22 protein-coding genes are annotated in these 23,674 nt (G+C 69.1%); 18 read left to right on the top strand and 4 right to left on the bottom strand.

Annotated elements, in window-relative coordinates; all coding sequences use genetic code 11:
- Positions 1–158 precede the first annotated feature (158 nt).
- Genes dapB through AWC17_RS29060 form a run of 3 tightly spaced genes read left to right on the top strand, consistent with a single transcriptional unit; the run spans position 159 to position 1,800 of the window.
- Positions 159–896, top strand: coding sequence for a 4-hydroxy-tetrahydrodipicolinate reductase (gene dapB, locus AWC17_RS29070; protein WP_046186151.1), 738 nt, complete (start codon positions 159–161; stop codon positions 894–896).
- On the top strand, positions 893–1,348 hold the full coding sequence (locus tag AWC17_RS29065; RefSeq protein ID WP_046186149.1) for a hypothetical protein: 456 nt from the start codon (positions 893–895) through the stop codon (positions 1,346–1,348). The genes dapB and AWC17_RS29065 overlap by 4 nt, the downstream gene beginning before the upstream one ends.
- Entirely contained in the window at positions 1,345–1,800 is a 456-nt protein-coding gene (locus tag AWC17_RS29060) for a flavodoxin family protein (RefSeq protein ID WP_046186148.1), read from the top strand. The genes AWC17_RS29065 and AWC17_RS29060 overlap by 4 nt, the downstream gene beginning before the upstream one ends.
- A gap of 113 nt (positions 1,801–1,913) precedes the next feature.
- Here the strand turns inward: AWC17_RS29060 and AWC17_RS29055 are convergent, their stop codons facing one another.
- Complete coding sequence (locus AWC17_RS29055) at positions 1,914–2,747, bottom strand: thioesterase family protein (protein ID WP_197083490.1); 834 nt, start codon at positions 2,745–2,747, stop codon at positions 1,914–1,916.
- 38 nt (positions 2,748–2,785) lie between these two features.
- On the opposite strand from AWC17_RS29055, the gene AWC17_RS29050 reads away from it, so the two are divergent.
- Together AWC17_RS29050 and AWC17_RS29045 are read left to right on the top strand one after the other, a co-directional pair.
- Complete coding sequence (locus AWC17_RS29050; RefSeq protein ID WP_197083489.1) at positions 2,786–4,321, top strand: class I adenylate-forming enzyme family protein; 1,536 nt, start codon at positions 2,786–2,788, stop codon at positions 4,319–4,321.
- Positions 4,318–7,557, top strand: a complete 3,240-nt coding sequence (locus tag AWC17_RS29045) for an acetyl-CoA carboxylase family protein (protein WP_085165598.1) — start codon at positions 4,318–4,320, stop codon at positions 7,555–7,557. The genes AWC17_RS29050 and AWC17_RS29045 overlap by 4 nt, the downstream gene beginning before the upstream one ends.
- A 9-nt stretch (positions 7,558–7,566) precedes the next feature.
- Here AWC17_RS29045 and AWC17_RS29040 read toward each other — a convergent pair whose 3' ends face one another.
- Positions 7,567–7,914 (bottom strand): PE-PGRS family protein, encoded by a 348-nt coding sequence (locus AWC17_RS29040; RefSeq protein WP_085165596.1) that lies wholly within the window; start codon positions 7,912–7,914, stop codon positions 7,567–7,569.
- A 90-nt stretch (positions 7,915–8,004) separates the two neighbouring features.
- Here AWC17_RS29040 and AWC17_RS29035 point away from each other — a divergent pair, with 90 nt between their 5' ends.
- From AWC17_RS29035 to AWC17_RS29020, 4 genes are all read left to right on the top strand, one after another.
- Complete coding sequence (locus AWC17_RS29035) at positions 8,005–8,781, top strand: SDR family oxidoreductase (protein ID WP_046186843.1); 777 nt, start codon at positions 8,005–8,007, stop codon at positions 8,779–8,781.
- Positions 8,782–8,783: 2 nt separating this feature from the next.
- The gene (locus AWC17_RS29030; RefSeq protein ID WP_046186842.1) at positions 8,784–9,977 is read left to right on the top strand and encodes an acyl-CoA dehydrogenase family protein; all 1,194 of its coding nucleotides are present in this window, start codon (positions 8,784–8,786) and stop codon (positions 9,975–9,977) included.
- Positions 9,974–11,065, top strand: coding sequence for an acyl-CoA dehydrogenase family protein (locus AWC17_RS29025; protein WP_046186841.1), 1,092 nt, complete (start codon positions 9,974–9,976; stop codon positions 11,063–11,065). The genes AWC17_RS29030 and AWC17_RS29025 overlap by 4 nt, the downstream gene beginning before the upstream one ends.
- A gap of 193 nt (positions 11,066–11,258) precedes the next feature.
- Entirely contained in the window at positions 11,259–12,473 is a 1,215-nt protein-coding gene (locus AWC17_RS29020) for a glycosyltransferase (RefSeq protein WP_085165594.1), read from the top strand.
- Here the strand turns inward: AWC17_RS29020 and AWC17_RS29015 are convergent.
- The gene (locus tag AWC17_RS29015) at positions 12,462–13,202 is read right to left on the bottom strand and encodes a dienelactone hydrolase family protein (RefSeq protein WP_046183720.1); all 741 of its coding nucleotides are present in this window, start codon (positions 13,200–13,202) and stop codon (positions 12,462–12,464) included. The genes AWC17_RS29020 and AWC17_RS29015 overlap by 12 nt on opposite strands.
- 160 nt (positions 13,203–13,362) lie before the next feature.
- Here AWC17_RS29015 and AWC17_RS29010 point away from each other — a divergent pair, with 160 nt between their 5' ends.
- From AWC17_RS29010 to AWC17_RS28970, 9 genes are all read left to right on the top strand, one after another.
- Positions 13,363–14,169, top strand: a complete 807-nt coding sequence (locus tag AWC17_RS29010; RefSeq protein ID WP_197083399.1) for a thymidylate synthase — start codon at positions 13,363–13,365, stop codon at positions 14,167–14,169.
- The gene (locus AWC17_RS29005; RefSeq protein ID WP_046183722.1) at positions 14,166–14,663 is read left to right on the top strand and encodes a dihydrofolate reductase; all 498 of its coding nucleotides are present in this window, start codon (positions 14,166–14,168) and stop codon (positions 14,661–14,663) included. Before AWC17_RS29010 ends, AWC17_RS29005 begins: the two co-directional genes overlap by 4 nt.
- Before the next feature lie 86 nt (positions 14,664–14,749).
- The gene (locus tag AWC17_RS29000) at positions 14,750–15,451 is read left to right on the top strand and encodes a cell division protein DivIVA (protein ID WP_046183723.1); all 702 of its coding nucleotides are present in this window, start codon (positions 14,750–14,752) and stop codon (positions 15,449–15,451) included.
- Between the two features lie 26 nt (positions 15,452–15,477).
- Positions 15,478–16,722, top strand: a complete 1,245-nt coding sequence (locus tag AWC17_RS28995) for a winged helix-turn-helix domain-containing protein (protein ID WP_197083400.1) — start codon at positions 15,478–15,480, stop codon at positions 16,720–16,722.
- The gene (locus AWC17_RS28990) at positions 16,722–18,095 is read left to right on the top strand and encodes a class I SAM-dependent DNA methyltransferase (RefSeq protein WP_046183724.1); all 1,374 of its coding nucleotides are present in this window, start codon (positions 16,722–16,724) and stop codon (positions 18,093–18,095) included. Before AWC17_RS28995 ends, AWC17_RS28990 begins: the two co-directional genes overlap by 1 nt.
- Positions 18,092–19,153: a restriction endonuclease subunit S gene (locus AWC17_RS28985; protein ID WP_046183725.1), complete on the top strand. Its 1,062-nt coding sequence runs from the start codon at positions 18,092–18,094 to the stop codon at positions 19,151–19,153. The genes AWC17_RS28990 and AWC17_RS28985 overlap by 4 nt, the downstream gene beginning before the upstream one ends.
- 10 nt (positions 19,154–19,163) lie before the next feature.
- Positions 19,164–19,916, top strand: a complete 753-nt coding sequence (thyX, locus tag AWC17_RS28980) for an FAD-dependent thymidylate synthase (RefSeq protein ID WP_046183736.1) — start codon at positions 19,164–19,166, stop codon at positions 19,914–19,916.
- 273 nt (positions 19,917–20,189) lie between these two features.
- Positions 20,190–21,092, top strand: coding sequence for a 4-hydroxy-tetrahydrodipicolinate synthase (gene dapA, locus AWC17_RS28975; RefSeq protein WP_046183726.1), 903 nt, complete (start codon positions 20,190–20,192; stop codon positions 21,090–21,092).
- A gap of 19 nt (positions 21,093–21,111) precedes the next feature.
- Positions 21,112–22,788 (top strand): ribonuclease J, encoded by a 1,677-nt coding sequence (locus tag AWC17_RS28970; protein WP_046183727.1) that lies wholly within the window; start codon positions 21,112–21,114, stop codon positions 22,786–22,788.
- A gap of 7 nt (positions 22,789–22,795) precedes the next feature.
- Here AWC17_RS28970 and AWC17_RS28965 read toward each other — a convergent pair whose 3' ends face one another.
- Positions 22,796–23,668: an SAM-dependent methyltransferase gene (locus tag AWC17_RS28965; RefSeq protein ID WP_046183728.1), complete on the bottom strand. Its 873-nt coding sequence runs from the start codon at positions 23,666–23,668 to the stop codon at positions 22,796–22,798.
- Between the last annotated feature and the right edge of the window lie 6 nt (positions 23,669–23,674).

The following is a 23,674-nucleotide window of genomic DNA, read 5'->3' as shown; positions in this document are numbered from 1 at the left end:
CACCAACAAACAAGCGCGCACGTTTACGTGAGGCAACGAATCCGCCTTCGCGCGCATCTTGAAATGAGGCAACAGGCCCGGCCCCAGCCATCGAGATAACGACGGTTGTGGATAAACACGCAACTGTGGATGAATCGGCCCGGTCTAGGGTGAAGCTCATGCGGGTAGGCGTCTTGGGAGCTAAGGGCAAAGTCGGTTCGGCGATGGTGGCGGGCGTGCAAGCCGCCGACGATTTGACACTGTCCGCGGAGGTGGACGCCGGCGATTCGCTCAGCCTGTTCACCGACTCCAACACCGAACTGGTCATCGATTTCACCCACCCCGACGTGGTGATGGGCAATCTAGAGTTCCTCATCGGCAACGGAATTCACGCCGTCGTCGGCACCACCGGCTTCACCGCCGAACGCCTGGAGCAGGTCGAGGCGTGGCTGGCGAAAAGCCCCGACACGTCGGTGCTGATCGCGCCCAACTTCGCGATCGGGGCGGTGCTGTCGATGCATTTCGCCAAGCAGGCGGCGCGCTTCTTCGATTCGGTCGAGGTGATCGAGCTGCACCACCCGCACAAGGCCGATGCCCCGTCGGGTACCGCCGCGCGCACCGCCAAGCTGATCGCCGAAGCGCGAAAAGGCCTGCCGCCCAACCCCGATGCCACCACCACCAGCCTGCCCGGTGCCCGTGGCGCGGACGTCGACGGCATCCCCGTGCACTCGGTGCGGCTGGCCGGGCTGGTCGCCCACCAGGAGATCCTGTTCGGCACCGAGGGGGAGACGCTCACCATCCGCCACGACAGCTTGGACCGCACCTCGTTCGTGCCGGGCGTGTTACTGGCGGTGCGGCGCGTCAAGGAACGCCCCGGCCTCACCGTGGGGCTCGAGCCCCTGCTCGACCTGCAATGAACGCCGCCCTGCGCACACAGTTGCTCATCGCGTTCCTGTGCGTGGCGATGCTGGTGTACTTCGTGCTGCTGGGGCGGATGGCCGTCGCGATGATCGCCTCGGGCCGGGCGGCCGCCCTGGGGCTGGGCCTGGCGGTGTTGATCATGCCCCTGATCGGGTTGTGGGCCATGGTGGCGACCCTGCGGTTCGGGTTCGCCCACCAGAAGCTGGCCAATCTGATCGCGGCAGACGGAATGGAGCTCGACACCAGCGCGCTGCCGCGACGGGCGTCGGGCCGCATCGAGCGCGACGCCGCCGACGCGCTGTTCGCCTCGGTGCGCACCGAAGTGGAAGACCATCCCGACGACTGGCGGCGCTGGTACCGGCTGGCCCGCGCCTACGACTACGCGGGGGACCGCCGGCGAGCGCGGGAAGCCATGAAGACGGCGCTCGAATTGCAGGGCCACCAATGAGCAAGACGCTGTTGATCGTCCACCACACGCCGTCGCCGCATTGCCAGGAGATGTTCGAGGCGGTCGTCGCCGGTGCCACCGACCCCGAGATCGAGGGCGTGGAGGTCATTCGACGCCCGGCGCTGACCGTGTCGCCGGCCGAGATGCTGGAAGCCGACGGCTACCTGTTGGGCAGCCCCGCCAACCTGGGCTACATGAGCGGGGCGCTCAAGCACGCGTTCGACTGCGCCTACTACCAGCTGCTCGACACCACAAAGGGCCGGCCGTTCGGCGTTTACCTCCATGGCAATGAAGGCACCGAGGGAGCCGAACGGGCCATCGACGGCATCACTGCCGGGCTGGGCTGGGTGAGGGCTGCGGAGACGGTCGTGGTGATGGGCAAGCCCACCAAGGCCGACGTCGAGATGTGTTGGAACCTCGGGGCCACGGTCGCCGCTCATTTGATGGACTGAATCGCGATGGTTGGACATTAGGGGACGCGGCCCGAATAGTGCATGGCCAGAAGACGCTCGGCCTGCTGGGAATTCGGCGCGACGGTTGCGGCCCAGTTGATGGAATGAGCCCCCTAGGTATAGGTCGGCTTGAACGCCTCGGCCGGTTGGGCCAGGGCGAGCGCCGAGCTCGTGCCGATCGGCCCGTGCCGGTCGAACAGCGTGGCGGCCCCGGTGGCCACTCCGGCCGTACTGTAATGGCTTTGCGCGGCCAGCCCCAGGTACTCGCCGTCGGGCAAGCGGCTCGCGGTGACGGTGTAGTCGGCGTTGATGTAGCGCAATCCGCCGGTGCCCCAATGGGTCAGCGAACTCGTGACGTCACCGACGAAGGCCAGCCGGGTGAACGGGGTCAGCGGGTGGCCCTGCACCATCGGGCGAAAGATCCTTGTCCAGGCGAACTTCTGGGAATGGGACTGTTCCCACTCGCCGGCCGCGATGCCCGGACTGCCCGCGGCGGTGGCACCGTATCCCCAGATCAGAAACGGCATGTCGGCCGGGAAGCCCTCGGAGTCAGCCGGAAGGGGCGGCATGGCCAGAGGGGCGGACCACACCGCCCCGTCGGGATGCTCCCCTCGGCGCAGGAACAGCGCGCTGGCCCGCGCGACGGTGTTTCCGTTCTGCACCAGCGCGCCGTCGACGAGCTTGATCCGCCGGCCTTCCCGCTGCACCGAGGTCCGAATCTGCACTGGTTCGAGCAACGCCGGACGCAGCAGGTCGACCGTGAGGCGGGCCGGCTGGAAGTCCGGCTCGACGCCGGATCGCTCTATGCCCCAACCCAACAGCCCGCCGACGATCTGGCCGCCCATCGCGGCGCCCCACGGCCCCCGGGTCATCGGGCCCGGCAGGTAGGAGTCGCCGTCGACAGTAAAGAACGCCTCGGGCATGATGGCGGAATCATCGATCGTCACCGCCATCACGATAGGACACCGGATAGTAAGGACCGGGCATGGCTCCAGTGATCGAAATCCCGCGCGAACACAACCCGTTCCCGACGACAGGCGTGACCCGCGACGCCGACGGCGTCCCACACTACGACGATCTGCCCGCCACGCTGCTGGACATGCTCGCCGAACAGGTCGAGCAGCGCCCGGACGGCGAGGCGCTGGTCGAACTCAGTGCCGGCCGATTGACCTACCGCGAGCTGTGGGACCGCGCGGCGCGCGTCGCCGGTGGGCTGCGCGCGGGCGGGCTGCGACCCGGTGACCGCGTCGCGGTGCGGTACCCCGCGGGCATCGACTGGGCGCTGGCGTTCTGGGGCACCGTGATGGCTGGTGGCGTTGCGGTGGCGGTCAATACGCGTTCGGCGCAGCCGGAAGTCGAGTTCGTCCTCTCCGACTCCGGTGCGACGCTGGACCTGGCGGCGGACACCCCGCTGCCCGACGGCCGGCCGTACGTGACCGAGCGACTCGGCCGCGCCGACGTGGCCGCGCTGTTCTACACGTCGGGCACCACCGGCCACCCCAAGGGGGTACCGACCACGCACGAGGCCTTCCTGACCAACACCGAGAACGCGATCCGCTGCCTAGACCAGCCGCGCGACCTGGGCGAAGGAATGCGCACGCTCATCTCGGTGCCGCTGTTCCACGTGACCGGTTGCAACACACAGCTTCTGGCCGCCGCTCGGCTGGGCGGGGCATCGGTGATCATGCCCGCCCTCAACCTGGACGGGTTGATCGCCGCGCTGACCGCCGAGCGCGTCTCCGTCATGGTCACCGTTCCGGCGATCTACGCATTGATGTTGCGGCGCAACGCCTTTGCCGACGCCGACGTTTCCGGCGTCCGCTGGGTGGGATACGGGGGCGCCCCGATCGCCCCGTCGTTGGTGCGGGCGGTGCAGAACGCCTTCCCCCAGGCGGCGGTGTTCAACGGCTATGGCATGACCGAGACGGCATCGCTGATGACCGTGCTGCCGAGCCGGGACGCCGTCGAGCACGCCGACTCGGTCGGGTACGCGGTCCCGTCCGTCGACCTCGGCCTGATTCCGTTCGGCGGCGACGAGCAAGGCGTCGGCGAACTGGTGGTGCGCGGCGCCAACGTGACCGCCGGGTACTGGAATCGGCCGGAAGCGACCGCGGCGACCGTCGTGGACGGCTGGCTGCACACCGGCGACGTGGTGCGGGTGGACGAGGCGGGCCGGGTGCACATCGTCGACCGGCTCAAGGACATCATCAACCGCGGCGGTGAGAACGTATCCAGCGTCGAGGTGGAAGCCGTGCTGCTGGCGGCGCCCCATGTCGCGGACGCGTGCGTGCTGGCGGTTCCCGACGAGGTCATGGGCGAGAAGGTGGGCGCGGTGTTGTTCGGCGGGGCCGACGAGATCAACGTCCCGGCGGTGCTCGACCACTGCCGCGCGCAACTCGCCGACTTCAAGGTGCCGCAGTACGTCAGCGTGGTCGACAGCGCGCTGCCGCGCAACGCCGGCGGCAAGCTGCTCAAGGGCAAACTTCGTGAACAGGTGCAGTGGGGGGAGCCGCTGCGATGAGCGCGACCGTGCTGGTCGCCAACCGCGGCGAGATCGCGCTCCGAATCATCCGCACGGCAGTCGAATTGGGCCTGCGAACGGTCGCGGTCTACGCCGAGGACGATGCCGAGAGCCCGCATGTGCACGCCGCCGACGAAGCGATCGGCCTGCCCGGCGCCGGGCCGCGAGCCTACCTGGACCAGTCCGCCATTTTGGCCGCGGCCAAAAGCTCGGGCGCGGAGCTGATTCACCCGGGTTACGGGTTTCTCAGCGAGAACGCCGATTTCGCCCGCGCCTGCGCCGGCGCCGGGTACACGTTCGTCGGACCGGACGCCGACGCGCTCGAGCTGGTGGGCAACAAGTCCGCCGCCCGCGGCGCCGCCATAGCCGCCGGGGTGCCGGTGTTGCCCGCGACCGAAGGGCCGAGCAGCCTCGGTGACATCGAGGCATTCTTCGAAGCCCGGGGCGGCGCCATCATGATCAAGGCGCTCGCCGGCGGCGGTGGCCGGGGAATGCGCGCGGTGCGCAGCGCCGATCAGATCGGCGACGCCTACCAACAGTGCGCCGCGGAGGCGCAACTGGGCTTCGGCGATCCGGCGCTATTCGCCGAAGCGCTGCTCGACGGCGCGCGGCACATCGAGGTCCAGGTCGTCGCCGCGCCGGCGGGGCACCAAACCCGCGCGCTCGCGCTCGGCGACCGTGATTGCAGCATCCAGCGGCGTTACCAGAAGCTCGTCGAAGTGGCCCCCGCCCAAGGGCTTTCCGACGGATTGCGGCACGACCTACACCGGGCCGCGGCCCGGTTGTGCGCGCGGGTCGGGCTGCGCGGGCTGGGCACGGTCGAATTCCTGGTCAGCGGTGAGGAATTCGTGTTCCTCGAAGTCAATCCGAGAATTCAGGTGGAGCACACGGTCACCGAGGAGACGACCGGGTTCGACCTGGTGGCCGTGCAGCTGGCCATCGCCAGGGGCGCCTCTTTCTATCAGCTCGGGCTGCCGGCCGGGATCGCCTCAGACGGCAACGAGGTCATCGGCGAGCCCGCCGCGCATCGCGGCATCGCCATCCAGGCGCGGGTCAACGCGGAGACTTTCGCACCCGACCTCTCCGTTGTGCCAGCGGCCGGCACGCTCACCGCGTTCTCGCCGCCGAGCGGGCCGGGGATCCGCGTCGACACCTACGGCCGGGCCGGGCTACTCGTCAACCCGCACTACGACTCACTGCTGGCGAAGGTCATCGCCCACGTGCACGGGTCGTCGCTGCAGGCGGCGCTGCGCAAGGCCCGCACCGCCCTCGCCGAGTTCGGCATCGAGGGCGTCCGCACCAACATCGACTTCCTGCGCGAGCTGCTGAGTGACCCTGCGGTGGAATCCGGTTGGGTAGGCACGGGTTTCGTCGACGAGAAGCTGCCCGAGCTGGCGGCAGCGGCGTCGACGCACCAGCACGAGGTCCGCGTCACGCCGGTCGAGCTCTGTCCCGGCGAGGACGTGCTGCGCGCGCAATTGGCCGGCACGGTCATCGAGGTGGTGCCCGAGGGCGCCGACTTCGGCGCGGGCAGCCAGCTCGTCGTCCTCGAAGCGATGAAGATGCAGCATGTGCTCGTCGCGCCCGACGCGCTGCGGACGGTGCGCACCCTGGTGACCCCCGGGCAGGTGGTCGGAACCGGCGACCCGTTGCTGATCTTCACCCGCACGGGCACCGGCGACACAGGTGACCCAGCCACGGCCACAATGGATCTCGACCGGCCGCGCGCCGATCTTGACGAGGTGCGCAGGCGGCATCTGTTCACCCTCGACGAGGGCCGCGAGGCCGCGGTGGCCAAGCGGCACAAGCATGGTCGTCGTACCGCGCGGGAGAACATCGCCGATCTGATCGACCCCGGCAGCTTCGTCGAATACGGCGCGCTGGCGATCGCGGCCCAGCGCAGCCGGCGCTCGGAAGAAGATCTGATCGCCAACACGCCGGCCGACGGCCTGGTGGCCGGCCTGGCCACGATCGGCGCGGACCGTTTCGGGCGGGCGGCGGCCGAGGCCGTCGTCGTGTCCTACGACTACACCGTGCTGGCCGGCACGCAAGGCATGCGCAACCATGCCAAGACCGACCGCGCGTTCGACCTGGCCGCCCGGAAACGGCTGCCGGTGGTGCTGTTCGCCGAGGGTGGCGGTGGGCGACCGGGGGACACCGACGTCGGCGGCGCCGCCGGGCTGGACGTACCGACCTTCCGGATGCTGGCCGCGCTGAGCGGCCGGGTCCCGCTGATAGCGATCGTCTCGGGCCGGTGCTTCGCCGGGAACGCGGCGCTGGCCGGGGTGTGCGACGTGATCATCGCGACCCCGGACGCCAACATCGGGATGGGCGGACCGGCCATGATCGAGGGCGGCGGGCTCGGGGTATACCCGCCGGAGGCGATCGGGCCGATCGGCGTGCAACGGCGCAACGGCGTGGTCAGCCTCGTCGCCCGCGACGAGGCGCACGCGGTCTCGCTGGCCAAGCAGTACCTGTCGTATTTCCAGGGCGCCCTGGACGACTGGGCGGCGCCGGATCCGCGGCTGGTCCGGCATGTGGTGCCGCAGAACCGGTTACGCGCCTACGACGTACACCGGGCGATCGAGGCGATCGTCGACATCGGCTCCGTGCTGGACCTGCGGCCCGACTACGGCGTCGGCATCGTCACCGCGCTGGTCCGCGTCGAAGGGGCGGCGTACGGGCTGATCGCCAACAGCACGCACCACGTCGGCGGTGCCATCGACGCCGAGGCCGCCGACAAGGCCGGCGACTTCCTCGCCCTGTGCGAATCGTTCCGGCTGCCGGTGATTTCGCTGTGCGACACCCCGGGTTTCATGGTCGGGCCCGACGCGGAGAAGGAGGCGGCGGTCCGGCGGTTCGGGCGGATGTTCGTTCTGGGCGCGCGCTTGACCGTGCCGGTCGGAATGATCATCCTGCGCAAGGGCTACGGCCTCGGCGCGATGGCGATGGCCGGCGGTTCTTTCCGCGCCCCGCAGTTCACCGTCGCCTGGCCGACCGGCGAGATCGGCGGTATGGGATTGGAGGGCGCCGTCCGGCTCGGGTTCAGCAAGGAGCTGGCCGCCGAGGGTGACCCCGGCAAGCGCCAGGAGTTGTTCGACAAGCTGGTGGCCGCGGCCTACGAGCACGGCAAGGCGTTGCGGGCCGCCACCACCTTCGAACTCGACGACGTCATCGACCCCGCCGACTCCCGGGCCTGGATTGCCAGGCTCCGGGAGCCACGGAGATCGAACTGATCGAACTGATCAGGCGTGGCCGGAACCGCAGCCGACGCCCGGAAGACATCCGGTGCCGCCCGGCACGCCGCCGGGACCGGCGAACTGTCCGCCGGAGCCGCAGCCCACGCCCGGGACGCAGCCCTGGCCGCCGGGACCGCCGCCGGGGCCGTTGAACTGGCCGCCCGAACCGCAGTTGCCGTTGGCGTCGCAGCCGCCGCCGCCCGGGTCGTCCTTGAACACCACGTGCGTGGGCGCCGCGGACGGCGCGGGCGCGGAAGCAAGAGAATCAGTTATGGCGATCGGCGCGACCGCGATTGCCGCGGCCGCGGCCCCGCCCACCACCAATCTTTTCGTGAGGGTTAATTTCGAGAACATGCAAATCGCATACCACGAACGCGCACGTGTAAAACATCCATGTAGCGAGCGGGAAACCGTTGGTTTTCGCGCGACGGAAGGCGCACCACGATGACCTCACTGGATCTGACCGGCCGAACGGCGATCATCACCGGCGCCTCGCGCGGAATCGGGCTCGCAATCGCCCAGCAGCTCGCGGCCGCCGGGGCCAATGTGGTGCTCACCGCCCGCAAGCAGGAGGCCGCCGACGAGGCCGCCGCACAGGTCGACGGCAACGCCCTGGGCGTCGGCGCCCACGCGGTCGACGAGGACGCCGCCCGCCGCTGCGTCGACCTCACGCTGGAGCGTTTCGGCAGCGTGGACATCCTGATCAACAACGCGGGCACCAACCCGGCGTACGGCCCGCTGATCGACCAGGACCACGCCCGCTTCACCAAGATCTTCGACGTCAACCTCTGGGCCCCGCTGCTGTGGACCTCGCTCGTCGTCAAATCATGGATGGGCGAGCACGGCGGCGCGATCGTCAACACCGCCTCCATCGGTGGCCTGCACCAATCGCCGGCCATGGGGATGTACAACGCCACCAAGGCCGCGCTGATCCACGTCACCAAGCAGCTGGCGCTGGAACTCTCGCCCCGCATCCGCGTCAACGCCATCGCCCCCGGGGTGGTGCGCACCCGGCTGGCCGAGGCGCTGTGGAAGGACCACGAGGATCCGCTCGCCTCTTCGATAGCGCTCGGACGCATCGGCGAGCCCGTCGATGTGGCCGGCGCCGTGGCCTTCCTGGTTTCCGACGCTGCGAGCTGGATCACCGGCGAGACGATGGTCATCGACGGCGGCCTGCTGCTCGGTGCCGCGCAGGGCTTTCAGACTCGGCCACAGGGCTAGCGATGGGTACCGAGGAGTGGTCGGCGGACCTGAAGGCCCGGGTGCAGGCGCTGCTGGACGAGCACAACCCGGCCACCACCGACCCGAGCGCATTCCTTGGCGCCCAGTACGACGCGGGCCTGGCCTGGGTGCACCTTCCGCACGGCTTCGGCGGGCTGGACCTGCCGCGAAAGGCCCAGGAACTCGTCGACGCCCAGCTGGCCGCCGCCGGGGCGCCGGTGGGCGGCACCGTAAAAAACTTCATCGGGATGGGGATGGCGGCGCCCACCATCGCGGCGTTCGGGACCGACGAACAGAAGCGAAAGTTCCTGCGCCCCTTGTTCACTGGCGAGCGAGTCTATTGCCAGTTGTTCAGTGAACCCGGCGCGGGTTCCGACCTGGCCGGGTTGGCCACCCGGGCGGTCCGCGACGGCGACGACTGGATTGTCAACGGGCAGAAGGTGTGGACGTCGATGGCGCAGCACGCGCAGATGGCCATCCTGGTCGCCCGCACCGACCCGACGGTGCCCAAACACTTTGGCCTGACGTACTTCTTGTGCGACATGACGCAGCCCGGCGTCGAGGTGCGCCCGCTGCGCCAGATCACCGGCGAGGCGGAGTTCAACGAGGTGTTCCTCACCGACGTGCGGGTGCCCGACGCGAACCGGCTCGGCCCGGTCGGCGGCGGCTGGCGGGTCGCGACCACGACGCTCAACAACGAGCGCGTCGCCATCGGTAGCCGCGCCGGTACGCCGCGCGAGGGCGGAATCATCGGGAAGGTCACCAGGGCGTGGCGGGACGAGCCCGGGTTGCGCAACCCCGCGATGCACGACGAGCTGATGAAGCTGTGGGTCGACGCCGAGGTCCTCCGGCTGTCCGGCGAGCGGCTGCGGCAGCAGGCCCAAGCCGGGCAGCCCGGACCGGAAGGCGCGGGCATGAAGATAGCCTTCGCCCGTCTCGCCCAAGCCATTTCGGGCTTCGACATCGAGCTGCACGCCGAGTCGGGGCTGCAGTACGACGACTGGACCATGCGCAGGACCGAAGTCGTCGATTTGGTCGGACGCGAGCCCGGGTACCGCTACCTACGCGCTCGCGGCAACTCGATCGAGGGCGGGACCTCGGAGATCCTGCGCAACACCATTTCCGAGCGCATCCTGGGTCTGCCGGGTGAGCACCGCGTCGACAAAGACGTCGCCTGGAAGGACCTCGACCGGTGAGCGACTTGCTGTACTCCGACACCGAGGAGGCCCTGCGGGACAGCGTCCGGCACCTGTTCGCCGACCGCTGCCCTTCCGAATCGGTGGCACGCGCCTACGACCCTGAGCCACAGGATTTTTCGGGTATTTGGCGGACCCTGGCCGCCGAGCTGGGAGTGGCCGGCCTGTTGGTCCCGGAGTCACTCGGCGGTGCGGGCGCCGGCGCGCGGGAGGCCGCGGTAGTCATGGAGGAGATCGGCCGGGCCGCCGCGCCGGTGCCGTTCTTGTCCAGCGCGTTGTTGGCCACGGTCGCGCTGCTGCGCGCCGGCGACACCGAAACCGTGTCCGCACTGGCGCAAGGTGAACTGACGGCGGCGCTGGCGGTGCCGCTGTCGACCGCGCCCGGCGATCCGGTCGGGACAGTGACCCGCGGCGCCGACGGACTGAGCGGATCGGTCACCAGCGTCGCCGGCGCCGCTGAGGCCGACGTGCTGGTGGTGCCGGTCGCCGGCCCGGACGGACTCGAGCTGCATACCGTCTCGCGCGCCGCGGCCGGTGTGGAGGTATCGCCACTACTGGCGTTGGACATGACGAGACCCCTTGCGAATGTGAGTTTTTCGGCGGCGGACTCGTCAAGCGTCGGGCCGGCGGATGGACCGGTCGCCGATGCGCTGCGCACCGGAGCGGCCCTGCTAGCGTCCGAGCAACTCGGCGTCGCCCAGTGGTGCTTCGAGACGACGCTCGAATATGCCAAGCAGCGCAAGCAGTTCGGCCGCGCGATCGGCTCGTACCAGGAGATCAAACACCGGCTGGCGGATCTGTGGTTCGAGGTCAGCGCCGCGACGGCGGCCGCCCGCTACGCCGCCGACACGTGCGCCCGCGGCGACGAAGACGCGGATGTCGCGGCGGCGGTCGCCCAGGCGTATTGCAGCGGCGTCGCCGTGAAGGCGGCCGAGGAGTGCGTCCAGCTGCACGGCGGCATCGGCATGACGTGGGAGTATCCCGCGCACCTGTACCTCAAGCGAGCCAAGAGCGACCAGCTGATCTTCGGCACCGCCTACCGTCACCGCGCCCGATTGGCCGAGTTGGTAGACCTGCCCCCGAACTAGTTGCGCTCGCACTGATTTTTAGCTCGGGGCCTGACGGGAACGGCAAACCCTTTACTGGGCCGCAACATTCGCGACGCGTGGAATCCCTTCCAGGGTAGGCGTTCCACGGTCCGGCGCGAACTGACATTTCATGAGAATGTGTCGGTCCGCGGCCGCCGCAACCCCCACACCGTCCGGAGGTGACAGCATCGGAATGCGTGTGTTGCTGTCCACCCACGATTCGCGCGGGGCGGTCGAACCGCTAGCGGCACTCGGGGTTCGGTTGCGGGAGCTCGGCGCGGAGGTTCGGGTGTGCGCGCCACCGGACCAGGAATTCGCGGAGCTGCTGGCCGGTATCGGCTTGCCGCTGGTGCCATTCGGCGATTCGTGGCGTGCTACGGCGGCCGGCCTCACGCCGTCGGAGGACGACCTTCGCCGGCACCTGGACGGGCTCGTCGCCGCGCAATTCGACACCGTGGCCGCCGCGGCCGACGGATGCGACCTGCTGGTGGCGACCGGCTTCCCGCCCGTCGCGGCGGGGGCGCGGTCGGTGGCCGAGCGCCTGGGCATTCCCTACGCGTACGTGAGCTACCAACCGACGATTCTGCCGTCACCGCACCACCTGCCCCCGACGTACGCCGGCCAGTTGCCGGCGGGCGTGATCGACAACCGGGTGCTGTGGCGGATGGACGGCCAGCACATCAACACGCTGTTCCGCGCGACGCTCAACGGTCACCGTGCGTCGCTTGGCCTGCCGCCGGTGGACGACGTCCGCGACTACGCCCTCACCGAGCGCCCGTGGCTGGCCGCGGACCCCACCCTGGGCCCGTGGCCGGAGCGCAGCGGGCTCGACGTGGTCCAGACCGGGGCGTGGATCCTGCCCGACGAGCGTCCCCTCCCGCCCGACGTGGCGAAGTTCCTCGACGCCGGCCCGGCACCGGTGTACGTGGGCTTCGGCAGCATGCCCATGCGCGCCGCGAACCACCTTTCCCGGGCGGTCGTCGAGGCCGTCCGCGCCCAGGGCCGACGGGCGATTCTCTACCGGGGCTGGTCCGGCCTCGCCCCGATAGACGACCGGGACGATTGCCTTGCCGTCGGTGAGCTCAACCATCAGGCGCTCTTCGCCCACGTCGCGGCCATCGTGCACCACGGCGGCGCGGGCACCACGACCACCGCCGCGCGGGCCGGTGCGCCTCAGGTGGTGGTGCCCCAGGGGGCCGACCAGCCGTATTGGGCCGGCCGGGTGGCGGACCTGGGCATCGGCAGCGCGCACGACGGTCCGGCGCCTACCGCCGAGTCCCTATCGGCCGCGCTCGAGACGGTGCTGACGCCGCGCGCCCGCCGGCGGGCGCGCGCCGTGGCCGCAAGGATCCGCACCGACGGTGCGGCGGTAGCCGCGACGCTGTTGCTGGACGGCTTATCGCGGTAACGCCGAACCGAAGACCTCGGTCATGGCCTGCCAGTGCCGTTCGGCCGCGGCGGGGTCGTATGGCGCGTTGTCCGGAACCGCGAAGCCGTGGGCCGCCGGATACCACTCGATGGTGTGCTGAACGCCGGCTGCGGTCAGCGCCTTGTCGAGCTGTTCGGCGTCCTCGCGGGTGAAGGACGCGTCGTCCTTGGCGCCTCCGACATACACCGTGGCGGTGATCCGGTCGGCCAGCAGGTGCGGGCTGTCGGCGGTGTCGGTCACCAGGCCGCCGCCGTGGAACGACGCCGCGGCGGCGACGCGCTCGGGCAACCGGCCGGCGACGATCAGAGAGGCCCGCCCACCCATGCAGTAGCCGCACACGCCGAAGCGCTCCCCGGACACCTCGGGGCGGGCGGCCAGGTAGTCGAAGAAGGCGCCGGCGTCACTGGCCATCTTGTCCGGAGTGACGCTGCCGATCATGCCGAACAGTCGCTTGCGTTCCCGCTCGTCGCCGAACACGGTGGCCATGTCGAACGGGGCCCAATCGCCGCTGCGGTAATACACGTCGGGAAGCAGCACCGCATAGCCGAATCCGGCCAGCTTGGCGGCCATCTGGTCGAAGGTGTCGCGCACCCCGCCGGCATCGCAGTACATGACTATCCCTGGCCACGGGCCGGGTCCGTCGGGGGTGAACAGGCCGACGGGACAGGTGCCATCGGCGGTCGTGACGCTGTCAGTAATTTTCGGCATGGCCTCCGTTCTACTCCGAGCCCCCGCGGCGGGATTTAGCGGCGTCGACCCGCCGCGCCCGGCTTCGCCGCGCTTGCGATCGCCCGCCTGATTTATCGCGTCGACCCGCCGCGCCCGGCTTCGCCGCGCTTGCGATCGCCGCTAAGCTGGCCGCGTGCCGATCCCCGCGCCGGTTCCCAAGCCCTACGAGGACCTGCTGCGCCTGGTGCTCGAGCGGGGCACGGCCAAATCCGACCGCACCGGCACGGGGACCCGCAGCCTGTTCGGCCAGCAGTTGCGCTACGACCTGTCGGCCGGCTTCCCGCTGCTCACCACCAAGAAGGTGCATCTCAAGTCGGTCGTCTACGAGTTGCTGTGGTTCTTGCGCGGCGACTCCAACGTCGCCTGGCTGCACGAGCACGGCGTCACCATCTGGGACGAATGGGCCAGTGAAACAGGCGATCTCGGACCGATATACGGCGTGCAGTGGCGGTCCTGGCCGACACCTTCGGGTGAGCACGTCGACCAGATCAGCGCGGCGCTGGACTTGCTGCGGACCGACCCGAACTCGCGGCGCATCATCGTGTCGGCGTGGAACGTCGGGGAGATCCCGCAAATGGCGCTGCCGCCGTGTCACGCGTTCTTCCAGTTCTACGTGGCCGACGGTCGGCTGAGCTGCCAGCTGTATCAGCGCAGCGCCGACCTGTTTCTCGGTGTGCCGTTCAACATCGCCAGCTACGCGCTGCTCACTCACATGATGGCCGCCCAGGCCGGTCTGGCGGTCGGTGAGTTCGTCTGGACGGGTGGCGACTGCCACATCTACGACAACCACGTCGAGCAGGTGCGGACCCAGCTCAGTCGTGACCCGCGGCCCTACCCCGAACTCGTACTGGCGCACAGGGATTCGATCTTCGACTACACCTACGACGACGTCGTCGTGAAGAATTACGACCCGCACCCCGCGATCAAAGCCCCCGTCGCCGTATGACGCGTGTGGGCCTGGTGTGGGCTCAGTCGACGTCGGGCATCATCGGCCGCGGTGGCGACATCCCGTGGCGAGTACCCGAGGACCTGGCCCGCTTCAAAGAGCTGACCATCGGGCACACGGTGGTCATGGGCCGGCGAACGTGGGAGTCGTTGCCGACCAAGGTCCGGCCGCTGCCGGGTCGCAAGAATGTCGTACTCTCGCGCCGGAGCGACTTCGTGGCCGACGGGGCGCAGGTCGTCGATTCGCTCGAGGCGGCCCTTGCGGGTTCCGCGAACGAGCCGGAGACGTGGGTGATCGGCGGTGAGCAGGTCTATCTGCTCGCGCTGCCGCATGCCACCCGGTGCGAGGTCACCGAGGTCGAAGTCGACCTGCGGCGCGACGACGACGACGCGCTGGCTCCGGTGCTCGACGACACCTGGCTGGGTGAGACGGGGGACTGGCAGGTTAGCCGCACGGGGCTGCGGTACCGGCTGCACAGCTACCGTCGGGCATGAGCGTTGGCCTTCGCGCCCGTGACATACTCGGACGCGGGGGTCGGTCTCACCACGTCACCACACGTTGCCAGAAGGGGGAATTGGCAGTGATACCCGAACCCGCGAAAACGTTCACTCGCATGTTCAGGGGCTACGACCCGTCAGCGGTCGATGCCCACATCGAGATGTTGACCACCAAGCAGCAGTTGTTGCTCGACGACGTCGAGAGCCTGAGGGGCCGGCTGAAGGAAGCCGGCGACGAAACGGCCGCGCTGCGCAAGGAGGTCGCCGTCCTCACCGACACCTCACCCTCACCCCACGCGATGCAGCGCCGGATGGCGAAGATGTTGCGACGCGCGGTCGACGAGGTTTCCGAGATGCAGGCCGAGGCGCGAAGCGAGGCGGACGCGCTGATCGCGGCGACGCAGGCCGAGGTGGAGGCCGCGCAGCGAAAGCACGAAGAGGAGTTGGCGGAGATGGCCGAGCAGCGAAAAGCCATGGAAACCGATTACGAGGAAACCAAGAAACAGCTCGAGGCCGAACTGGCCGACATGCGTGCCGAAACCGAAGCGGCGATCGACAAGGCGTGGCGCGACGCCCAACGGGAGGCCGATCACTACCGTGAGCAGGCCCGACGGACGGCGGACGAAGCGATCCAGCAACGGATCAACGTCCTCGAGCAGCTGATGGGCGTGTACCGCGACCTCGAAGCGGTTCCGGGCGCTCTCGAGTCGGCCTACCAAGAGCAGAAGAATGCACCGGAGCCGAGCGTCGTGGTGCCGTTGGACGGGAAAGTCAGCACGGGGTGAGCCCCCGGCCGCGTCGCCGCTGAGCGCTGTCGTACCCGAGCGGTATTCTCGGCGCCGTGTCGATCCGGACCCATAGGCTGTCGGCCGCGCAAGCCCGGCGGATCGCCGTTGCGGCCCAAGGCTTTAGCGAGCCGCGGCCCGCCGGTCCGATCACGCGTGCCCACCTGAAGCGGCTGATCTCGAGAATCCAAGTGCTGCAACTGGATTCGGTGTCGGTGGCCGTGCGCGCTCACTACGCACCGGTGTTCAGCCGGCTCGGTCCCTACGACCGCGACGTGCTGGACCGCGCGGCCTGGGGACCGCGCTCCGCGCGGCTGCTGGCCGAGTACTGGGCGCACGAAGCCGCGCTGATGGCCGTCGACGACTGGCCGCTGCTGCGCTGGCGGATGCGCCAGTATCGGCATGGCCGCTGGGGCAGCCACATCGTCAAGGCCAATCCCCAACTCGCCGACGACATCGTCGCCGCCCTCGCCGAACTCGGGCCCAGCACCGCCGGACAGATCGAAGCGCACCTGGCCGCCGAGCCGCGCAGGAAAAAGGGCACCTGGTGGACACGCAGCGACACCAAGTGGGTGGCCGAGGCGCTGTTCGCCTCAGGACGGCTCACCACCGCCACCCGGGTGGGTTTCGCTCGCCACTACGACCTGGTGGAACGGGTGCTCCCGGCGAGCGTGCTGGCCCGCGAGGTCGACGACGAGGAGGCCGTCCGGGAACTCACGCTGCGGGCCGCCACCGCGCTGGGCGTGGCTACCGAGGCGGACCTTCGCGACTACTTCCGGCTGTCGGCCCAGCAGGTCAAGCCCGCTGTCGCCGACCTGCTTGCCGCCGGGGAGATCGAGCGGATCGACGTCGAAGGCTGGCCCGCGCCGGCCTATCTGCGCACCGGCCGGGCGGTGCCGCGTTCCGACCGGGGTACCGCGCTGTTGTGTCCGTTCGATCCGCTGATCTTCTTTCGGCCCCGGGTTGAGCGACTGTTCGGGTTTCATTACCGCATCGAGATCTACACGCCGGCCGCCAAGCGCCAATACGGCTACTACGTGTGGCCGCTGCTGATGGACGGGCAGCTGGTCGCGCGGGTCGACCTCAAGGCCGACCGGGCCGGTGACACGCTGCGTGTCATGGGCGCGTTCGGCGAGCCCCACACTCCGCGACCGCGCATGGTGGAGGCGCTGGCCGGCGAACTGCGGTCCATGGCGTCGTGGCTGGGCCTGGGCGGGTTCCGCGTCGCCACCCGGGGCGACCTGGCCGCCGACCTGCGGGCGATCAGCTGATGCGGGCAACGGACAAAGAGCTCAAAGACACGCTCTGGAAGGCGGCCAACAAGCTGCGCGGCTCCCTTTCGGCCAGCCAGTACAAGGACGTCATCCTCGGGCTGATGTTTCTCAAGCATGCTTCCGATGCGCAGTGGAAGTTCTTGGCGCACAACGCGGAATCGCCCGACATCGGGCGGCTCGTCGACGAAGCGATGGAGGCCGCGTCGCTGCCGCGGCTGTACGAAAAGCTCGACCAGCGCCGCCTCGGTGAGCTGATGCGCCTGCTCGACGCCGCGCGATTCGGCGAACAGGGTCGCGCCCGCGACTTGATGGGCGAGGTGTACGAGTACTTCCTGGGCAATTTCGCGCGCGCGGAAGGGCGGCGGGGCGGCGAGTTCTTCACCCCGCCCAGCGTGGTCCGGGTGATCGTCGAGGTGCTGGAACCATCGAACGGACGGGTGTACGACCCATGCTGCGGCTCGGGCGGGATGTTCGTGCAGACCGAGCGGTTCATCGCCGAACGCGACGGCGACCCCGCGAAGGTCACGATCTGCGGACAGGAAAGCGTCGAGCAGACGTGGCGGATGGCGAAGATGAACCTCGCCGTGCACGGCATCGACAGCAGTGGCCTGGGCGCGCGGTGGGGCGATACGTTCGTCGACGATCAGCACGCCGGCGTGCAGATGGATTACGTGATGGCCAATCCGCCCTTCAACATCAAGGATTGGGCCCGCGACGAGCACGACCCGCGCTGGCGCTTCGGTGTCCCGCCCGCCGGCAACGCCAACTACGCATGGATCCAGCACATCCTGTCCAAACTGGCCCCCGGCGGGAGGGCCGGCGTGGTGATGGCCAACGGTTCCATGTCGTCGAATGCGGTCGGGGAGGGTGACATTCGCGCGCGAATCGTCGAGGCCGACCTGGTGTCGTGCATGGTCGCGCTGCCCGCGCAGCTGTTTCGCAGCACGTCGATTCCGGTGTGCCTGTGGTTCTTCGACATGGACAAGGGCGAACGGTCCGGGCAGGCGCTGTTCATCGACGCGCGTGGGCTCGGCCACCTGGTGGATCGCGCCGAGCGGGCGCTGACGCACGATGAGGTGGTCCGGATCGGCGACACCTATCACGCGTGGCGCGGATCGGAATCGGCCGCCGCGAAAGGCATTACCTACCAGGATGTTCCGGGATTCTGCGGGTCGGCGTCGCTCGGCGACATCGCCGCGGCCGGCTACACCCTTACGCCGGGACGCTATGTCGGTCCGCCCACCGCCGCGGACGACGGCGAGCCGGCCGACCAGAAGATCGCCCGGCTGACCGGCGACCTGCTGGCCGCGCTCGACGAATCCGCACGCCTGGAAGATGTTGTGCGCCAACAACTGGAGCGCTTGCGGTGAACACCACGCTGGGCGACCAGCTGGTCTTCAGCACCGGCAGCAGCGCGCCGCGGAGGTCGCCGGGTGGACGCTTCCGCGTCTACGGCGCCAACGGGGCCATCGGTTATGCCGCCGAACCCAACGCGGCCGGTCCACTGATCGTCCTCGGGCGCGTCGGGGCGCAGTGCGGCAGCCTGCGGTATTGCGACTCCGACGCCTGGGTCACCGAGAACGCGCTGATATGCCGCGCCAAGAACCCCGGGGAGACGCGGTATTGGTACTACGCGCTGCAAACCTGCCGGCTGGGCGATCACCGCTCCGGATCGGGACAGCCGCTGCTCAGCCAGAGGATCCTGCGTGACGTTGCGGTGCAGAGCGTGGCGGCGCCGCGGCGCGAGGCGATCGCCGAGCTGCTCGGCGCCCTCGACGACAAAATATCCGCCAACGAACGGGTGATCGAGACCGCCCAGCACGTGATGGCGGCCATCGCGGAGTCGGCCCCCGAACGTGCGCCGCTGTCCAGCCTGGCGAGCCGGTCGACGGCATTCCTCAATGTGGCCGAGTTCGACCATGTGGTCGCACACTTCAGCCTTCCGGCGTTCGACGACGGAGCGAAGCCCCGCGTCGTGAGCTCCAAGTCCATCAGAAGCGGCAAGTTCGTCTTGTCGGAGCCGTGCGTGTTGTTCGCGAAGCTGAACCCCCGAATCCCGCGCATCTGGAACGTGGTGCGGCTGCCGTCGGAAATGGCCTTGGCCAGCAGCGAATTCGTCGTCCTGAAGCCCACGGGCGTCGACGCCTCGGCGCTGTGGTCGGCCGTGCGGCAACCAGACGTCTCCCAACGGCTGCAGCGCCGGGTCGCCGGGACTTCGGCGAGCCATCAGCGGATCCACCCGCGCGATCTGCTGGACGTTCGCGTCCCGGATGTCCGGCGGCTGCCCACAGCGGCCTTACAAACGATCACCGGCCTGGGGGTGCTGTGCCACGCGCGTTGTACCGAAAGCGCACGGTTGTCCGCGTTCCGCGACGCGCTGTTGCCCCGGCTGATATCGGGTGAGGTCCTCCTACGGTCGCCACGTTAAGGTGAGCGCCGTGGCCGAGACCGCGCCGCTGCGCGTGCAACTGATCGCCAAGACCGAGTTCCTGGCGCCGACGGACGTGCCGTGGACCACTGACGCCGACGGTGGCCCGGCGCTGGTCGAGTTCGCCGGCCGGGCCTGCTACCAAAGCTGGTCGAAGCCCAATCCCAAGACCGCGACCAACGCCGGCTACATCAAGCACATCATCGATGTGGGGCACTTTTCCGTGCTCGAGCACGCGCACGTGTCGTTCTACATCACCGGCATTTCCCGATCGCTCACGCACGAGCTGATCCGGCACCGCCACTTCTCCTACTCGCAGCTGTCGCAGCGCTACGTGCCCGAGGGCGACTCGCGAGTCGTCGTGCCACCGGGCATGGAAGACGACCCCGAACTGCACCGGATCCTGACCGAGGCCGCCGACGCGAGCCGGGCCACCTACGCCGAGCTGCTGGCCAAGCTCGAGGCGAAATTCGCCGACCAGCCGAACGCCATCCTGCGGCGCAAGCAGGCCCGGCAGGCCGCTCGGGCCGTGCTGCCGAACGCGACCGAGACCCGCATCGTCGTGACCGGCAATTACCGGGCCTGGCGCCATTTCATCGCCATGCGCGCCAGCGAGCACGCCGACGTGGAGATCCGGCGGCTGGCCATCGAGTGCCTGCGCCAGCTCGCCGACGCCGCGCCCGCGGCGTTCGCCGACTTCGAGATCTCGACGCTGGCCGACGGGACCGAGGTAGCCACCAGCCCGCTGGCGACCGAAGCCTGAGATCCCCAGCTGTCACTGCAGTCACCGGCGCCCACACCCAGATCGGCGCCCGCATCCAAAACCGTCGCCCGCATCCAAAACCGTCGCCCGCATCCAAAACCGTCGCCCGCATCCAAAACCGCGGCGTTGTCGCTCAGAGGCGGGCACTTTGGCCATACCCGGACTTGCCGGGACGCGTGTGACTCCTGAGGCTGGCCGCGCCCCTTCCGGCCGCCGCAACGCAAGCCCGCGCCGTTGCTAAATACCTTGCCGCCGCCAGGTAACCTAAGGACCGTGAGCACCGTCGGATTCGACGCCCCGGCACGGTTGGGAACCGTGCTGACCGCGATGGTGACACCGTTTGCTCCCGACGGCTCGCTCGACACCACCGCCGCGGCACAACTGGCGAACCACCTGGTAGACGCCGGGTGTGACGGCCTGGTGGTCTCCGGAACCACGGGCGAGTCGCCGACTACCACCGACGACGAGAAGCGGGAGCTGCTACGCGTCGTGCTGGAGGCGGTGGGCGACCGTGCCCGGGTCGTCGCCGGCGCGGGTACCTATGACACCGCTCACAGCGTCCGACTGGCCAAGGCCTGCGCGGCCGAGGGCGCGCACGGGCTGTTGGTCGTGACGCCCTACTACTCGAAGCCGCCGCAGAGCGGGCTGATCGCGCATTTCACCACCATCGCCGACGCCACGGAGCTGCCCGTGCTGCTCTACGACATCCCGCCGCGCTCGGTGATACCGATCGAGACCAAGACCATCCGTGCGCTGGCCGCCCACCCGAACATCGTGGGAATCAAAGACGCCAAGGCCGACCTGCACAGTGGTGGCCAGATCATCGCCGAGACCGGACTGGCCTACTACTCCGGTGACGACGCGCTCAACCTGCCGTGGCTGGCCATGGGCGCCACCGGCTTCATCAGCGTGATCTCCCATCTGGCCGCGGGTCAGCTCCGAGAAATGTTGTCCGCCTTCGCTTCCGGCGACATCGCCACCGCGCGGAAGATCAACGTCACCGTCGCCCCGCTGTGCGACGCCATGAGCCGGCTGGGCGGCGTGACCATGTCCAAGGCGGGTCTGCGCCTGCAGGGCATCGAGGTTGGCGATCCCCGATTGCCGCAAATGCCGGCGACGCCCGAGCAAATCGATGCGCTGGCCGCCGACATGCGCGCGGCGTCGGTGCTCCGGTGAGCCAGAGGGTGGACCCTAAGTGGATGTAGATCTCGCCCCACCTGGTCCCTTGACCACTGGTGGGTTGCGAGTCACCGCGCTGGGCGGCATCAACGAAATCGGCCGCAACATGACGGTTTTCGAGCACCTGGGCCGGTTGTTGATCATCGACTGCGGGGTGCTTTTCCCCACCCATGACGAACCCGGTGTCGACTTGATCCTGCCGGATCTTCGTCACATCGAAGACCGGCTCGACGACATCGAGGCGCTGGTGCTGACCCATGCGCACGAGGACCACATCGGCGCCATTCCGTTCTTGCTCAAGCTGCGTCCGGACATCCCGGTAGTCGGGTCGAAGTTCACCCTGGCGCTGGTCGCCGCGAAATGCCGTGAGCACCGGCTCAAGCCGGTGTTCGTCGAGGTCACCGAGGGGCAGCGGAGCACCCACGGCGTCTTCGAGTGCGAATACTTCGCCGTCAACCACTCCATTCCGGATGCGCTGGCGATCGCCTTACACACCGGTGCGGGAACGGTCTTGCACACCGGCGACATCAAGCTGGACCAGCTTCCCCTCGACGGCCGGCCCACCGATCTGCCCGGCATGTCCCGGCTCGGTGACGCCGGGGTGGACCTGTTCTTGTGCGACTCGACGAACTCCGAGATCCCCGGGGTGGGGCCGTCGGAAAGCGAAGTGGGACCGACGCTGCACCGGCTGATCCGTGGCGCCGAGGGCCGCGTGATCGTGGCGTGCTTCGCCTCCAACGTCGACCGGGTGCAGCAGATCATCGACGCGGCGGTCGCATTGGGCCGGCGGGTGTCGTTCGTCGGGCGGTCGATGGTGCGCAACATGGGCATCGCGCGGGAACTCGGATTCCTGCGGGTGGCCGATTCCGACGTGATCGACATCGGCGCCGCCGAGATGATGCCACCCGAGCGGGTGGTGCTGATCACCACCGGCACCCAGGGCGAGCCCATGTCGGCGTTGTCGCGGATGTCGCGCGGCGAGCATCGCAGCATCACGCTGACCGCGGGCGACCTGATTGTGCTCGCGTCGTCGCTGATCCCCGGCAACGAGGAGGCGGTCTACGGCGTGATCGATGCGCTCGCCAAGATCGGGGCCCGCGTCGTCACCAATGCCCAAGCGCGCGTGCATGTTTCGGGACACGCGTACGCCGGTGAACTGTTGTTCCTCTACAACGGTGTACGGCCACGCAACGTCATGCCGGTGCACGGCACCTGGCGGATGCTGCGCGCCAACGCCAAGCTGGCGGCCAGCACCGGAGTGCCGGAGGAGTCAATCCTGTTGGCCGAGAACGGCGTCAGCGTCGACCTGGTCGCCGGCTCGGCGTCGATCGCGGGGGCGGTGCCGGTCGGCAAGATGTTCGTCGACGGGCTGATCAGCGGCGATGTCGGCGACATCACGCTGGGGGAACGGCTCATCCTGTCGTCGGGTTTCATCGCGGTGACGGTGATCGTCCAGCGTGGCACCGGGCGGCCGGTGGCCGCCCCGCATCTGCATTCACGCGGGTTCTCCGAAGATCCCAAGGCGCTGGAACCCGCCGGGCGCCGGGTCGAGACGGAGCTGGAATTGCTTGCCGCCGACAGCATTACCGATCCGGGGCGCATCGCCCAGGCCGTGCGCCGCACCGTCGGCAAGTGGGTGGGCGAGGTGTACCGCCGACAGCCGATGATCGTGCCGACGGTCATCGAGGTCTGAACCGTCGCTAGCTCTTCTCCGCGTAGGCCGACCATTCCAGTTGCGAGGCCTTGAGTTTGCGACCGGTGGGCTCGACGTAGCGCTGGAGGAGTTCCTCGGGGCCCGCCTGCTCCACCAGCCGCCAACCGTATTGGCCGATGAACGCGCCGACCTCGTCGGGCTGTAAGCCGAAGTGCCACAACTGCCGTCGCTGGCGGACGCTGCGATAGAGCGTGCGGGTGCCGTACCGATTCGTGCCGTCGATGAAATCCCGCCGGACGTAAGTGAATACCAAACGGCTGCCAGGCGCGGTGGCGCGAAGCCCCTCCAACGTCCGCCGGACGGTGGCTTCGGTCAGGTATTGGGTGACGCCCTCGCAGATGAAGAATGCCCGGTAATCGGTGCGATAGCCGTGCTCGGCCAGGGCGGTGAGCAGGTCGTCGCGCTCCAGGTCCAACGCCACCTGCCGCACCGACATCGGCGCCCCGCCCAGCACCCGGCGGACCGTCTTCACCTTCCTGGCAACGTTGACCGGCAGGTCGACCTCGAAGACGGGGATGCGGATTTGCCGCGTCAGTAGGTAAGCGCGCGTGTCCAATCCGGCACCGAGGATGACGACCGCATCGATGCCGTCGAGCGCCTCGGCCAGCTTGTCGCCGATGAATCGCTTGCGGCAGGCCATGTTCGCCCACAGTCCGCGGCCGGACCACTCCGATCCGCGGATCATCAAGCGGCGCACCGGCGCCGCACGCGTCGCCGCTACGAGCCAACGCAGTGGCGTCGGCAGAAACAGTTCCGCGAGGTCGTCGTCCACGAGGCGGCGCCCCGGTGGCTCGTTCTGTTCGACGGCTGCCAACAGCATCGGGCCGAAGGCGGTCTGCGCGGCGGGATTTCGTGCCATGCGCCG

Source organism: Mycobacterium nebraskense (genome assembly GCF_002102255.1).
GTDB lineage: Bacteria > Actinomycetota > Actinomycetes > Mycobacteriales > Mycobacteriaceae > Mycobacterium > Mycobacterium nebraskense.
The sequence above is the reverse complement of the archived record's forward strand: the minus strand, read 5'-3'. Positions and strand labels throughout refer to the sequence as shown.

Bases quoted from the DNA above. Each gene is read 5' to 3' on its own strand.
- dapB (WP_046186151.1), top strand. From the start codon at position 159: ATGCGGGTAGGCGTCTTGGGAGCTAAGGGCAAAGTCGGTTCGGCGATG.
- AWC17_RS29065 (WP_046186149.1), top strand. From the start codon at position 893: ATGAACGCCGCCCTGCGCACACAGTTGCTCATCGCGTTCCTGTGCGTG.
- AWC17_RS29060 (WP_046186148.1), top strand. From the start codon at position 1,345: ATGAGCAAGACGCTGTTGATCGTCCACCACACGCCGTCGCCGCATTGC.
- AWC17_RS29050 (WP_197083489.1), top strand. From the start codon at position 2,786: ATGGCTCCAGTGATCGAAATCCCGCGCGAACACAACCCGTTCCCGACG.
- AWC17_RS29045 (WP_085165598.1), top strand. From the start codon at position 4,318: ATGAGCGCGACCGTGCTGGTCGCCAACCGCGGCGAGATCGCGCTCCGA.
- AWC17_RS29040 (WP_085165596.1), bottom strand. From the start codon at position 7,914: ATGTTCTCGAAATTAACCCTCACGAAAAGATTGGTGGTGGGCGGGGCC.
- AWC17_RS29035 (WP_046186843.1), top strand. From the start codon at position 8,005: ATGACCTCACTGGATCTGACCGGCCGAACGGCGATCATCACCGGCGCC.
- AWC17_RS29030 (WP_046186842.1), top strand. From the start codon at position 8,784: ATGGGTACCGAGGAGTGGTCGGCGGACCTGAAGGCCCGGGTGCAGGCG.
- AWC17_RS29020 (WP_085165594.1), top strand. From the start codon at position 11,259: ATGCGTGTGTTGCTGTCCACCCACGATTCGCGCGGGGCGGTCGAACCG.
- AWC17_RS29015 (WP_046183720.1), bottom strand. From the start codon at position 13,202: ATGCCGAAAATTACTGACAGCGTCACGACCGCCGATGGCACCTGTCCC.
- AWC17_RS29005 (WP_046183722.1), top strand. From the start codon at position 14,166: ATGACGCGTGTGGGCCTGGTGTGGGCTCAGTCGACGTCGGGCATCATC.
- AWC17_RS28990 (WP_046183724.1), top strand. From the start codon at position 16,722: ATGCGGGCAACGGACAAAGAGCTCAAAGACACGCTCTGGAAGGCGGCC.
- AWC17_RS28965 (WP_046183728.1), bottom strand. From the start codon at position 23,668: ATGGCACGAAATCCCGCCGCGCAGACCGCCTTCGGCCCGATGCTGTTG.